Annotated in this window: 16 protein-coding genes and 1 other RNA gene; 15 read left to right on the top strand and 2 right to left on the bottom strand. The window is 34.2% G+C overall.

Going from position 1 to position 12304, the window contains the following annotated elements; genetic code table 11:
- Positions 1 to 4 precede the first annotated feature (4 nt).
- From H7F21_RS06880 to H7F21_RS06840, 9 genes are all read left to right on the top strand, one after another.
- Positions 5 to 763 carry an oxygenase MpaB family protein gene (locus tag H7F21_RS06880; RefSeq protein ID WP_185788457.1) on the top strand — a complete coding sequence of 253 codons (759 nt, stop codon included), beginning with the start codon at positions 5 to 7 and terminating at the stop codon, positions 761 to 763.
- Positions 764 to 816: 53 nt separating this feature from the next.
- Positions 817 to 2202, top strand: coding sequence for a DUF4153 domain-containing protein (locus tag H7F21_RS06875; protein ID WP_185788456.1), 1386 nt, complete (start codon positions 817 to 819; stop codon positions 2200 to 2202).
- Positions 2189 to 2530 (top strand): hypothetical protein, encoded by a 342-nt coding sequence (locus H7F21_RS06870; protein WP_185788455.1) that lies wholly within the window; start codon positions 2189 to 2191, stop codon positions 2528 to 2530. Before H7F21_RS06875 ends, H7F21_RS06870 begins: the two co-directional genes overlap by 14 nt.
- The gene (locus tag H7F21_RS06865) at positions 2527 to 3045 is read left to right on the top strand and encodes a Coq4 family protein (protein WP_185788454.1); all 519 of its coding nucleotides are present in this window, start codon (positions 2527 to 2529) and stop codon (positions 3043 to 3045) included. The genes H7F21_RS06870 and H7F21_RS06865 overlap by 4 nt, the downstream gene beginning before the upstream one ends.
- On the top strand, positions 3042 to 3656 hold the full coding sequence (locus H7F21_RS06860; protein WP_185788453.1) for a SanA/YdcF family protein: 615 nt from the start codon (positions 3042 to 3044) through the stop codon (positions 3654 to 3656). The genes H7F21_RS06865 and H7F21_RS06860 overlap by 4 nt, the downstream gene beginning before the upstream one ends.
- A complete protein-coding gene (locus tag H7F21_RS06855; protein ID WP_185788452.1) occupies positions 3653 to 4051 on the top strand; it encodes a ribosomal maturation YjgA family protein in 399 nt (132 codons plus the stop codon). The genes H7F21_RS06860 and H7F21_RS06855 overlap by 4 nt, the downstream gene beginning before the upstream one ends.
- On the top strand, positions 4014 to 4679 hold the full coding sequence (locus H7F21_RS06850) for a DUF1361 domain-containing protein (protein ID WP_185788451.1): 666 nt from the start codon (positions 4014 to 4016) through the stop codon (positions 4677 to 4679). The genes H7F21_RS06855 and H7F21_RS06850 overlap by 38 nt, the downstream gene beginning before the upstream one ends.
- Before the next feature lie 112 nt (positions 4680 to 4791).
- Positions 4792 to 6462 (top strand): M48 family metallopeptidase, encoded by a 1671-nt coding sequence (locus tag H7F21_RS06845; protein ID WP_185788450.1) that lies wholly within the window; start codon positions 4792 to 4794, stop codon positions 6460 to 6462.
- A 46-nt stretch (positions 6463 to 6508) separates the two neighbouring features.
- Positions 6509 to 6895 (top strand): hypothetical protein, encoded by a 387-nt coding sequence (locus tag H7F21_RS06840; RefSeq protein ID WP_185788449.1) that lies wholly within the window; start codon positions 6509 to 6511, stop codon positions 6893 to 6895.
- A 1-nt stretch (position 6896) separates the two neighbouring features.
- Here the strand turns inward: H7F21_RS06840 and H7F21_RS06835 are convergent, their stop codons facing one another.
- On the bottom strand, positions 6897 to 8105 hold the full coding sequence (locus H7F21_RS06835; RefSeq protein ID WP_185788448.1) for an NAD(P)-dependent oxidoreductase: 1209 nt from the start codon (positions 8103 to 8105) through the stop codon (positions 6897 to 6899).
- 128 nt (positions 8106 to 8233) lie between these two features.
- Here H7F21_RS06835 and ssrA point away from each other — a divergent pair.
- Positions 8234 to 8627, top strand: a transfer-messenger RNA (tmRNA) gene (gene ssrA, locus H7F21_RS06830).
- 213 nt (positions 8628 to 8840) lie between these two features.
- On the opposite strand, the gene H7F21_RS06825 is transcribed toward ssrA, so the two are convergent.
- Positions 8841 to 9731 carry a carboxylesterase family protein gene (locus tag H7F21_RS06825; RefSeq protein ID WP_185788447.1) on the bottom strand — a complete coding sequence of 297 codons (891 nt, stop codon included), beginning with the start codon at positions 9729 to 9731 and terminating at the stop codon, positions 8841 to 8843.
- Between the two features lie 239 nt (positions 9732 to 9970).
- Here H7F21_RS06825 and H7F21_RS06820 point away from each other — a divergent pair, with 239 nt between their 5' ends.
- The 5 genes from H7F21_RS06820 (at position 9971) to H7F21_RS06800 (ending at position 12303) form a co-directional block, all read left to right on the top strand.
- A complete protein-coding gene (locus H7F21_RS06820; RefSeq protein WP_185788446.1) occupies positions 9971 to 10117 on the top strand; it encodes a hypothetical protein in 147 nt (48 codons plus the stop codon).
- A 212-nt stretch (positions 10118 to 10329) separates the two neighbouring features.
- Positions 10330 to 10782, top strand: a complete 453-nt coding sequence (msrB, locus tag H7F21_RS06815; RefSeq protein WP_185788445.1) for a peptide-methionine (R)-S-oxide reductase MsrB — start codon at positions 10330 to 10332, stop codon at positions 10780 to 10782.
- Positions 10782 to 11327 carry a peptide-methionine (S)-S-oxide reductase MsrA gene (msrA, locus tag H7F21_RS06810; RefSeq protein WP_185788444.1) on the top strand — a complete coding sequence of 182 codons (546 nt, stop codon included), beginning with the start codon at positions 10782 to 10784 and terminating at the stop codon, positions 11325 to 11327. The genes msrB and msrA overlap by 1 nt, the downstream gene beginning before the upstream one ends.
- Entirely contained in the window at positions 11320 to 11562 is a 243-nt protein-coding gene (locus H7F21_RS06805; RefSeq protein ID WP_185788443.1) for a DUF7672 family protein, read from the top strand. Before msrA ends, H7F21_RS06805 begins: the two co-directional genes overlap by 8 nt.
- Positions 11563 to 11574: 12 nt before the next feature.
- Complete coding sequence (locus tag H7F21_RS06800; RefSeq protein ID WP_185788442.1) at positions 11575 to 12303, top strand: nitroreductase family protein; 729 nt, start codon at positions 11575 to 11577, stop codon at positions 12301 to 12303.
- Position 12304: the final 1 nt, after the last annotated feature.

The raw sequence follows: 12304 nt of genomic DNA, 5'->3' as shown, positions 1-12304 counted from the left end.
CAGGATGGAATATTTTGTACATAAAGATTCAATAGTCCGAGAGATCTGGGGCAAAAGCGATACTATTTTACTCGTTTTTGCCGGTGCCTCTGCAGAATTTGCTTTAAACAAGGCTGTAGATTGGCTTTATTTCACAGGAAAATTACCTAAGGACCCTTTGGATCGTTTATTCTCCACCGTTAATTACGCTAGATCCATTGTGTTCTCAAAAAAAACTTCTGCCCTAAAAGCGATAGATGGCATCAACGCTATTCATGGTTCAGTTGAAAAAAGTCGTGGGCAAAACATTCCAGAATGGGCTTATAAAGATGTGTTGTTTATGTTGATCGGTTATTCTATAAAGTCTTTCGAACTATTAGAAAGGCCTTTATCAATTTCAGAAAAGCAAGAAGTTCTCGATGTGTTTAACAACGTTGGTAATACAATGGGATTAAAAAGCCTACCTCTAACCTATGCCGATTTTGTAGTCCTAAGAAACGAACACTTAGAGACCAATTTAAATAACGGAGAATTTACTAAAGACTTATATAAACAATACAGAAAACATTTAGGTTTATTGAGATATCAATTGCTGTTGGAATCACAAATTTTATTAGTGCCAAAATCGGTAAGACTATTGCTCAACCTAAGAGGCATCTCATTGTTAACACCTTTGATTTCTGTATACATACTATTTAGAAGTATAAAACTTGATTGGCTGGTGAAAGAAGTGCTTTTACCAGCTGCTTACAAACAAGATATTAAACGCATGAATAGAACATAGTCTATTTTTTTAATCATTTACTTTGAAATACAAAGTACTTTAAAATTCTTAAAATGAAAAAACTAATATTATTTATTGGAGCTTTATTATTCAGCACCTTATTCTATGATAAGAGCATCGGATTAAATTTATTCTTATTCAGTATAGTGACACTAATCGTGCTCTATGTCAATAACAAGGATGATTTTAAAAATAAAAGAGCTATCCTCTACTCTAGCTTATATGTTATTACTGGCTTAGCTGTTTTCTTTCATGATTCATCTTTGGCAATCATTGCCAATATCGTGGCTTTCTTTACTCTCATTGGTTTACTTTCAGAACACAAGTCCTCAATTTATGTCAATTGGCTCAATGGACTCTATACGACCATTGCTGGTTTTTTCCATCGTAATTTTTCTGTCAATGAAGTCACACAAAAGGTAGAGTCTAAAAAAGAAGTTGACTACATGCATTTAGCAAAGATCATAATCATCCCTTTTATCATACTTATCATATTCATCGCACTGTATCAAAACGGAAACCCACTATTTGGCGAATTAATTGATAAAATAGATTTTGGTTTCATAAATGTGCAATGGCTACTTTTTGCAGGCTTAGGTTACTATCTTTTTTCAAACATCCATAAGCCTATTGAAGTAGAACCTGCCACCGAAATCGACCTACAAACTGAAAATGAATTAATAAAAACCAATAACTTTTCTGAACCTAAACTAAAACAAGAGAATCAATTAGGCGTCATTCTTATTGCTATGTTAAACGTCTTAATCGTTATTTTTCTCATAACCGATATCACATTCATTTTTACCAATCTGGAGATAAGAGGTTCCGTATTTTCGGAACAAGTGCACAATGGCATTAATGCCCTTATTGCTTCCATTATAATCGCTATTATTATTCTACTTTATGTTTTTAGAGGTGATCTAAATTTCTATAAAGACAATATTACTGTAAAGCGATTAGCGTTTACATGGATTATTCTCAATACGATTTTGGTACTGAGTATTGCCATTAAGAATGGCCAGTACATTTATTATTTCGGATTGACATATAAGCGTATTGGTGTTATGGTATATCTCATACTTACCGTTACAGGTCTTGTAACTACACTCTTAAAAATCGATAAGCTAAGAAACATCTGGTATTTGCTTAGAATGAACACTAAAGCAGCCTTTGTGGTCTTGATTATGTCAAGCACAGTGAATTGGGATTATCACATCACCAATTACAACTTCAACTTTGCCAAATCCATGGATTTTGAATACCTCATTGAGTTGTCCGACAACAATACGTTTCTATTAAAAGAACAGCTTGAAACAAAAGAATTAGATCAAGATTCGATTCAACTAATTGAACAAAAATACAACTCGTATGTCTATGAATTAAGAACAAATTCATGGCAAGAACTACAATATGATAATTTAAAACTTGAAACGAAGTAATATGCTGGCCTTGATACTTTTTGGTTTCTTGTTTGTTGGGCTAATGACCTTTGTAATCATTAGACTCAGTATATCTTGCATCTTCTGGACCTACTCAAGACCAATTGATAAGCAACATGTATTTAAATTGTGTTTCCCATATTACATCATTGTACTAACTATAATGTGCATAGGCTTGATAATGAATTCAGACTATCATCCATTAGCCATGTGCTACTTCTCCTGTGTTTACTTCATGGCAATCTTAACCTGGAAATATGAATTAAAATCTAGCTTAAAAAAGAATCAAAATTTTGCCGTTGAACCAAATCTATCCCAACTACCATGAACAACCTATTTTACAAATTAAAGGCCTTAAGAAAGCAGCTGATCATTTGGTTGTTTGACCATTCTCAGCGTCTCTATACGTCATTGCTCAAGAATCATGAATCTTGGAATATCACCAAGGTCGAATTACTCAATCTACCAAAACCTACTTTTGGACGACATCTTGGTGAGTTCTTAGATAAGAACAATTTTGAACTGATTCCAAAAGTAGAGCGTCATGATTGTTACCATGTACTTTGTGGCTACAGCACAAAAGTAGAAGACGAAATTGCACTACAATGTCTTTGTTATGGTAATGGCAAGCGAAGTCTGTATCTATATGGAGCCATTATCCTTGGGGTAGCCATTCTACCTGATTACTATGTCTATTATTATAAATCTTATAAAACGGGTAAAAAGGCCAATCCGTTTCATCATTTCGACTATGAGAAATTATTAAACGTATCTATTAGAGACTTTAGAGAGGCTATTTTCCCGAAGTCTGAATTATATAATCTTAGCATTATTACATCATGAAAAAATTGAAATTTATAGTTTTACTAACCTTATTCGTCTTAATGGGAGTTTTTATGACCTACCATTGGATAAGTTTTAGAACAAAAGACTTCATTTACAATGACGTTAACACTGTCCCTAAAAACAAAGTTGGCTTAGTACTTGGTACTGGAAAATATGCCGCAAGTGGCAATATTAATTTGTTTTATAAATACAGAGTTGATGCTGCCGTAAAACTCTATAAAGCTGGTAAAATAGAGTACATATTAGTCAGTGGTGACAATAGCAGAAAAGACTACGACGAGCCATCAGACTTTAAAAACGATTTAATTGCCAGAGGTATTCCTGAACATAAAATCTTTTTGGACTATGCTGGCTTTAGAACTTTGGATTCAGTAGTAAGAGCCAAAGAAATATTTGGACAGACTTCCATAACCTTTATATCTCAGAAATTCCATAATCAACGTGCTATTTATATCGCCAAACATTTTGGTATTGAGGCAGTTGGCTTTAATGCTAAAGATGTTTACAAATCACACTTTAGAGAATATCTGGCGCGTTCTAAGGCTAGTCTAGACCTAGCTTTTAACGTACAACCAAAATTTTTAGGGGAAAAAATCACAATACAATGAAGTTACAATTCAATAAAAACTATTTAGTACTTGCGCACAGTCTATTTTTGATAGAATTAGCCATTGCGTTTATCATAAAAACCGGATTTATTCGCTACACGTTTGGCGATTATCTCGTAGTCATTTTACTATATGCAATTATAAGAGGATGCTCTAGCTTGAGTGTGAGGGCCTCAGCTTTTGTCGTCCTCTTTATTGCTTATGGTATAGAGTTGCTTCAACTTACATCGTTCTTAACCTACTTTAATTTGCAAGACAGTTTTACAGCCAAACTCATTTTTGGAAGTACTTTCCAGTTTGGAGATTTAGTGGCTTATACACTCGGAATAACAACAGTATTATTAATAGAGCATTACAATGGAAACTATAAAAACACTAATACAGTCAAGGTTTAAGACCTTATCACTAATTACGGTGGCATTAACCTTTAGCATTATTGTGCTCATGGTAAGAATAAAGTTGAACAAATCATTCTGTTATTTGTTCTTGGTCTGGAACGTCCTTTTGGCTATTATTCCTTATACCATAACCATGTATCTCAATACCAATAAAAACCTGAGCAAACTAAAGCTAGGGTTTTGGTTTTTGGTTTGGTTAGCCTTTTTACCAAATGCACCTTATATCGTTACTGACTTAATACATGTTAGAATTGGCAATGATGCGTCGCTATGGTTAGATGTATTAGTCATTCTATCTTTCGCCTTAAGCGGCTTATTCCTCTTTTACCTCTCTATTTTAGATATGCAAAAATCGATAGTCGATAAAAATAAAAGAATACCAATAGAAACCTCAACTGTTGTTATTCTCCTGCTTTGTGCATTTGGTGTATATCTTGGGCGATTCTTACGTTATAATTCCTGGGAAATCATAAGTAATCCACAAGTCTTAATCATGGATGTCCTCAACATTTTAATGTCTCCATTTCAAAATGCAGATGCTTGGTTCTTTACCTTGGGATTTGGAATATTTTTAGTTGTTGGGTATTGGATATTCAAAAATCTTAATAATTGCCGAGAAGATTAAAAAGGTTTACCCCATTCATTTTATAGAAAATAATTGTTGTTAATCTATTATCGATAATTGGTGAATTATGTTCATACATAAATTCCTATATTTCTTACCAATTTTCATAGAAATGACTACAAATTTATATCCACCAAGCCCAATTGAGGTACCAAAAAAATTAACTGCTTTACCAGCATCTTATCAAACCAGAGCGTTCTTAGCAATACTATCCATACTATTATTCTTTGTACTATATGGAGCCCTTGTTGTAGCCCTAGGCTACCTAGTGCATTGGGCAATTACCTATGACATTGGCAATGTTAATAAAGTGACCATTTTAGGCAAAGTAGGTGCAGTTGCAGGTTCGGTGATGCTCTTCTTTTTCACGTTGAAGTTCATTTTCAAATTAAAAAACCATAAGCGAGAAAACAGAATCAAACTCACCAAAAAAGACTATCCAGAACTTTGGAGTTTTATATTAAAAATATGTAACGAAACTGGTGCACCTAAACCAAAAGCTATTTATGCCGATCCAGATGTTAATGCCTACGTGTCTTACACCAATATGTGGCTAAGTTTGTTTCTACCAGTTAAGAAAGAGCTCACCATTGGGCTAGGCTTGGTTAGTTGCTTAAACTTATCTGAATTTAAAGCTGTTATGAGTCATGAATTTGGTCACTTTTCCCAACGTAGTATGAAGATTGGTAGTTACATTATTTCTGCCAATACCATAATCCATGACATGATTTTTGATAGAGATAAATGGGACGATCTTTTAGATCAATGGAGAGCGTCTGATTTAAGGTTATCTTTTGCTGCTTGGATTATTACGCCTATTATTTGGCTAATTAGACAAGTACTTAATTTGTTTTATCAATTTCTTAATATTATGTACTCTTCATTGTCCAGAGAAATGGAGTTTAATGCGGATAAAGTAGCTATAAGTACTTCAGGTAGTGATGCTATTATTTCTGGATTGTGGAAACTAGATAGTGGTTTCGAAAAATGGAATAGCACCATAAATTATGCCTATTTAGCATCACAAAAGAAGTTATTTACTGAGAACTTATATACCCATAACAACTTAAGTCTTTCTAGAATTAAAGATGCGCAATCTGCGTTATTAAATGCCTTACCAAAAGATAAGAGAGGCGGTAAAACATTCTTTACAGGCTCAGAACATTCTAAGGTGAACATGTACGCAAGTCACCCACCTAACGATATGCGTCAAGACAATGCCAAAATTCCTTTTGTGCCTTGCGAAAGCAATGAAAATTCTCCTTGGTTATTATTTGGGAATCAAGAAAAACTTCAAAAAGAAATGACTCAGCTTATTTACCAACAATATGTCAATAAAAAAGCAGAGAAATTTTGTAGTGTTGAAGAGTTCGAAAACTTCATTGCTTCAGAAAATCATGGTAAAGAATTACTAAATGAGTTTGGTAATTCATTTGAAAACAGATTTATAAATATTCCTGAAATAGATACTCTTGAAAAAGAGCTTGATGGAGTAGATCTTAGAGCATCTAACTACGAAAAGCTCAAAAAGGATTTAGAGACATTAATGCAACCCGTAAAAAACATTGAATCCTTAATGGTTAAAGCTGGAGAAATTGCACAAGGTACAACCAAAGACAACTCTTTTGCGTTTAAAGGAAAAACCTATAAAAAGAAAACCATAGAAGAGGGATATGGCGAACTTGTTACAGAAAGAGAAAAGTTGTTTTCTGAGACTTTTATTGATTGGGACAAAGCGTTTTGCAAGTTTCATTTAGCACTTGCTAAAAAAGAAAGTAAGTAAGTATAATCACTTAAAAAACCTATATCTACAACATCAAGAACTTACTATGTTCTACAAAAAAACAGTTGGTATTAAGAATACTATTTATAACGAATTGGCCCAACTACAAGCTCAGGAAGTCACTGAAAATGATGTGAGACGATTTGGATATAGAGTAAATGATTTAGTGTTTAGTCTTAATGAGGATTTAGATAATTTTGAAAAGATGACCTTTGTTAAATTACCTAATATTGATGAAGTCAATGATTTAAAAGAAGCTATCATTGATGGTGGTGCATTTAAAAAACAATCTGGCAATATTTTTGAAAACGGAGGCTTTAATGTACTACTAACAGATGTTGAAAATGCTATAGTGCATTGCCAGAGGTTGGACCAAAAAAGTTTAAGCGTTATTTTAGACTTCCATAAGAAACTACATGAAAGATTAAATTAAGCTATTCTTTCCCGTCTACATAATTCTGTAAATAACTAAAACGCTCAGTAAGTTGACCATCTTCTGCGGTAATCCTAGCCCTATTTAAAATACCTTTTTTATCATTATTGAAAAATGCTGGGATAACATGCTCTAGAAAGGTTTCCCCAAAACCCTCACTAGCATCTTTGGGTAATTCACATGGTAAATTATCAACTGCCATAACTGTTATGGCGTCATTAGTATCAAAAGCCACTTCTTTTTCGGTTTGAGGATCGTAACCATAAAAAGGGTCTGCGATAGTGGATGGACGAATCGTACTCGCTACAGGTCCATCGATATCGCATGAGATATCCGCTACCAGATTAATTTTAAAATCGGGATGTTTGGCATCTTCCCTAGTAAATAGAAAAGGCGCATTATTCCCATAAAAGTGACCAGCAATAAAGTAATCGGTTTCCTTGGCATAAGGCATAAAATTACTTTCATAACCTGTTGGATCTTTATAGAATTCCCACTTATCGCCTACTTTACCATCAACACGCTTAGCATATTCCATAACGTCAGCCATGACGTAAACGGGTTCTGTAAATTTTGAAGTCAGATATAAGGCATCACTTATTTCCTTAATACCTAAATGATCTAAAATCTCCTTAGCGCCATGAGCTACTTTCCCAGTACCAGTTAATAAAATTTTAATATTGGGAACCGTGATTTTATCAAGTTTTGATTTGACCTCGTTTAGATCGGCAAGTGTTTCCACTTTTGGCAAATTGAATAATCCATCCCTTAACCCTAGAGCTCTAAAACCATTGTAAGCACCCACCAAACCAGCATAGCGACCAAAACCTATTAAACGCATATTGTCTTCACGAACTATGGTCTCATGATCGTACATTTCAATATTTTTCTTCAACATAGCAACCAAAAGCTTCCTGTTATAAGGTTGCTTTTTAATAGTGTGGGAAAAATAAAAGTACTTTTTATTGGAAATTAAATGTTCTATTGGCACTTCCTTTACACCAATCATCACATCCGCATCAGAGACATCATTAGTCACTTCAAATCCTAATCTAGCATAAGCCTCATCTGAAAACACACGAATATCAGAAGATTCAACCACAAACTGCGCATCAGGAAATCGTTTCCTGGCTTCGGCTAAAGTTTCTGGTGATAATACCACACGTCTATCTGGCGGGTTTTTACGTTCTTTGATGATAGCGAATTTCATAATGATCTATTTTAAAACTGCCAAAATGGTTAGTTTTTAGTCTGGAATAATTTTTGCACGAAAATAATTGGATTTAAGAGGTTGCACAACTTTTTTTGTAACTTCGCCATCCTTTTCAATTAAATTTTGGGGTCGACTGGTTTTGACAGCGAGATTAATGAAATGGTAAGCACGTCGTGTAATGGCATTGAAACACGTAAAAGGCTAGACCAAATTTTAAACGGCGAGAATAACTACGCTTTAGCTGCATAATCTGAATTATAGTAAGATTGGCCTAGGTACACGAGGTGTACAAGCTAAATGTCTCCAGAAAGCCTTGGTTAATGGCGTTCTTTTTAGAGGCATCGTAAATATTAACTAAGATTGGGTAGTGCTTTGATGCCCATTCGAGATTAAGAAGCTAAGTTTTAAGTAGGTTGTCTTTAACCAGCTTATAATCGAAAACCCAAGAATAGACTAAGCGTGTAGAAAGCTCTTTGATTACTTGTTTGGACGAGAGTTCGATTCTCTCCGACTCCACGACACTCACAACTGCGTTGTGAATGAAAATATATAAACTCATCAAGTTTACTTGAATGGGTTTTTATATTTTCAGGCACCTGTCTTGCAAAGACAGGCCGTTGTATTTGCAACTTTGGAAATACTAGAGAACAACGACGTTAATCTCTCCGACTCCTAAAAACTTTCAAAAACGAAATAAAGGTTTTATACCTTTTTTAAATTAAGAAAGGATATTTATTCACTTTTAGTTTGAATAACTTTAGTTTGGATGACCTCATCATTTATAACGGTCTGCTCAAAAAAGTTGAAGATTTTATCCAAGTCTGCGAAAGGAATCGAGGAAATTTCATGTCCTGCTTCTTTTACGATTTTAAAATAAAATGAACTTTCAAAATCAGCCAATTTTTCGGCAATCGCATTTGAACCGTCCAACATAATATAGCCATCACGTTCTGGAGCACAGTAATGATGTGGGGCACTACCATAGGGCACTAATTGATCTTGTGTGCCATGATATAGAACTGCTGGTATCACATTATTTTTAGTCATGTAACGAGCATCTACAATGGCTCCAGCGCATGAAAACACACCAGCAAAATTAACGTGGTTGTAATTCTCCAAACTATCAACAAAAAATTCACGCATAAAAACGGCGTTCAAAACACCTTCAGCACCTGCACTTCTTCCGCCTGCGATAATCTTGGTGGTATCAATCTTAAGTTCATCAGCATGCTCGATAATATATTTTGCAGCATCCATATAATCAACAACAGCTTGTTTAAATGTTTCAAGTTTTAGATCTCTCGAGCACTCACAACCAAAACCTGTTTTTGTTCCTTTTCTCAATAGTCGGTAGGACATTGAAATTCCTATGTAATTTTGCTCTTTAACCGCATATTTAGCTAACTTCACATCATCGGAATCAGCGCGACTCCCTTCAGAAAACCCTCCACCATGCATCCATAGCAATACAGGTAGGCTATCATTTTTCTTAATATTCTTTGGTGTGTAAACATCGAGACTCAATGTATCCTCCCCTTTTATGGAATATATATACGTTTTCTTTTTTTGAGCAGACAATGACATTGTCACTACAACTGTGAAAATGATGATTATTTTTTGCATGTAATTCTTTGTTTTGAACCCTACTAATTACTGGTTATAATAATTAATAGAATCATCTCATTTTGTGCTACAATTTAAGAAATTACCAAGGCATATTATAGTGCTCATCAAATTATGACCAATTAATCTGCCATTAACAATCCTTAACAAACACTACTATAATTTTGTTAACCCATCTAAAAAACTTGAAAATGGCTTTAAATTCTTTTATATTAAAAAGAACCAAAAATTAAATAATTATGAAATTCATAAAAGATAAAGAAGAAGAAAGACGAGATTATATTTTTCAAAAAGATAAGAAAACAAAAATAGGTGCAACCTTTGTTTCTAGCGTACTTATCATACTAATAATTGCAGTTGCTACTACATATTTTACATTAAGTTAAATCTAATCTCGAAATTATTTTAAAAGACCAAAAATTTGAAAGTTTTTGGTCTTTTTTTCGACTATCTTTATAGTTATATTCAAAAGCATATTTATTAATTAGAAAAGAAACCAAACAACTTCAATCGAGATTAAATTTCTTATTTCAACAATGAGGTTGTTTCTGACCTAATTAATACATTATTAACTTACACAAAGAAAGGAAAACAAAGTATGCTAACTTGGAAAGATGTTATCAACTTTTCCGTAAACGGAAATCCAACGCCAGATAGACGCGTTGAAAAAACAGAAGAAGAATGGAGGGCTCAATTAACTCCAGAACAATTCAGAATTACAAGACAAAAGGGTACAGAACGCGCACATAGCGGTGCACTTTGCAGCATCTATGATGAAGGTAAATACAATTGTGTCTGTTGCGACACACCTTTATTTGATTCTACAATTAAATTTAGTTCTGGTACAGGTTGGCCAAGCTTCACACAGCCTATTAAGGAAAATGCCATTAAGTACGAAAAAGACTCTTCTTTTGGTATGGTGCGTGTGGAAGTAATGTGTAATACTTGTAATGCACATTTGGGACATATTTTCCCTGATGGACCTGAGCCAAGTGGACTGCGCTATTGTATTAATTCAGAATCCATGACTTTAGATACCGAGAACGCCTAATGACTTCTAAAAATTTACAAATCGCTACGGTTGGTGGCGGCTGCTTTTGGTGCACAGAAGCAGTATTTCAAGAAATAAATGGTGTAAGAAAAGTTGTTTCTGGTTATTCTGGTGGAAATGTACCAGGAAGACCAACATACAGAGAAATATGCTCTGGTTTAACAGGGCATGCCGAAGTTGTTCAAGTTACTTTTGATCCTAGTGTAATTTCTTACGAGGATATTCTTGTCATTTTTATGACTACACACGATCCTACTACTCTTAACAGACAAGGTGCAGATCGCGGTACTCAATATCGTTCGGTAATTTTTTATAATGACGAAAACCAAAAGGGAATTGCAGAAGTCGTGATAAGAGAACTAGCTAAGTACTACAAAAACCCAATAGTTACTGAAGTTTCTGAGGCTGTTACCTTGTATGAGGCAGAAAAGGAACATCAAGATTTTTATAAGAACAATCCTGATTATGGTTATTGTAATTTTGTGATTGACCCAAAGTTGGCGAAGTTGCGAAAATTGCATTCAGATAAATTAAAAAATGCTTAAAATCTATATCGTAGGGATTACCATTTTATTAATTGCCATTTTAGCAAATGGCTTAGTCATTAAATTAGGGATTAAATCTTGGTATGACTTTATTTCATTACTTTCCAATGATGGAAGTTTAGGATTCAATAAACTTTCGATTATTGACTATCTCTGGCTATTTATTGGTTATCCATTCGTTTTAGGCTTTGGATACTGGATTGGAGATAAAATATATCATCAAATCTTTACATAATTTTTACAAAAAATGGAAAAAACGGTTTCCGAAGCTATTGCACACAGACGCTCTACTAGAGTCTACACAGACGACCCAATAGATTCCGAAAAAGTAAAGCAATGCTTAGTCAATGCTTCCCTGGCTCCAACAAGCAGCAACCTGCAACTTTGGGAATTTTACCATGTTACTAACAAGGATAAATTAAAACGACTGGCAGAAGCTTGTTTTAATCAAAGTGCTGCAAAGACGGCACAGCAATTAGTTGTTGTAGTTACCCGTAAAGATTTGTGGCGTAAACGGGCTAAAGCGAATGTTGAATTCCTAAATAAAGTCTACAATAAGGAAGGTCTTAGTGAACGTGATTTAAAACGTAAAAAAATGGCCATTAATTACTACAAAAAACTAATTCCTACTATTTATACAGACTTTTTAGGAATATTGGGCTACATAAAATACTTTATCTTTCAAATTATTGGTTTGTTTAAACCCATTTATAGACAAACGCGATTAAGTGATATGCGCATCGTAGCTCATAAAAGTGCTGGTTTGGCCGCACAGAATTTTATGACCAGTATGGCGGCAATTGGTTATGATACTTGCCCTATGGAAGGTAGTGATACACTTAGGGTAAAACAAATTTTAAAGCTTCCAAGAGGAGCAGAAATAAATATGGTCGTTGGCTGTGGTATCCGAGCCAATAAGGGCATTTACGGCCCACGCTTTAGAATTCCTTTTGAAGAGGTCTATTTTGAAGCCTAAT

Source organism: Winogradskyella flava (assembly GCF_014243395.1).
GTDB lineage: Bacteria > Bacteroidota > Bacteroidia > Flavobacteriales > Flavobacteriaceae > Winogradskyella > Winogradskyella flava.
This window is presented reverse-complemented; position numbering and strand designations above follow the sequence as displayed.

Excerpts from the sequence above, each read along its gene's own strand:
- H7F21_RS06880 (WP_185788457.1), top strand. The coding sequence starts at position 5 with ATGGAATATTTTGTACATAAAGATTCAATAGTCCGAGAGATCTGGGGC.
- H7F21_RS06875 (WP_185788456.1), top strand. The coding sequence starts at position 817 with ATGAAAAAACTAATATTATTTATTGGAGCTTTATTATTCAGCACCTTA.
- H7F21_RS06865 (WP_185788454.1), top strand. The coding sequence starts at position 2,527 with ATGAACAACCTATTTTACAAATTAAAGGCCTTAAGAAAGCAGCTGATC.
- H7F21_RS06860 (WP_185788453.1), top strand. The coding sequence starts at position 3,042 with ATGAAAAAATTGAAATTTATAGTTTTACTAACCTTATTCGTCTTAATG.
- H7F21_RS06855 (WP_185788452.1), top strand. The coding sequence starts at position 3,653 with ATGAAGTTACAATTCAATAAAAACTATTTAGTACTTGCGCACAGTCTA.
- H7F21_RS06850 (WP_185788451.1), top strand. The coding sequence starts at position 4,014 with ATGGAAACTATAAAAACACTAATACAGTCAAGGTTTAAGACCTTATCA.
- H7F21_RS06845 (WP_185788450.1), top strand. The coding sequence starts at position 4,792 with ATGACTACAAATTTATATCCACCAAGCCCAATTGAGGTACCAAAAAAA.
- H7F21_RS06840 (WP_185788449.1), top strand. The coding sequence starts at position 6,509 with ATGTTCTACAAAAAAACAGTTGGTATTAAGAATACTATTTATAACGAA.
- H7F21_RS06835 (WP_185788448.1), bottom strand. The coding sequence starts at position 8,105 with ATGAAATTCGCTATCATCAAAGAACGTAAAAACCCGCCAGATAGACGT.
- H7F21_RS06825 (WP_185788447.1), bottom strand. The coding sequence starts at position 9,731 with ATGCAAAAAATAATCATCATTTTCACAGTTGTAGTGACAATGTCATTG.
- H7F21_RS06820 (WP_185788446.1), top strand. The coding sequence starts at position 9,971 with ATGAAATTCATAAAAGATAAAGAAGAAGAAAGACGAGATTATATTTTT.
- msrB (WP_185788445.1), top strand. The coding sequence starts at position 10,330 with ATGCTAACTTGGAAAGATGTTATCAACTTTTCCGTAAACGGAAATCCA.
- msrA (WP_185788444.1), top strand. The coding sequence starts at position 10,782 with ATGACTTCTAAAAATTTACAAATCGCTACGGTTGGTGGCGGCTGCTTT.
- H7F21_RS06805 (WP_185788443.1), top strand. The coding sequence starts at position 11,320 with ATGCTTAAAATCTATATCGTAGGGATTACCATTTTATTAATTGCCATT.
- H7F21_RS06800 (WP_185788442.1), top strand. The coding sequence starts at position 11,575 with ATGGAAAAAACGGTTTCCGAAGCTATTGCACACAGACGCTCTACTAGA.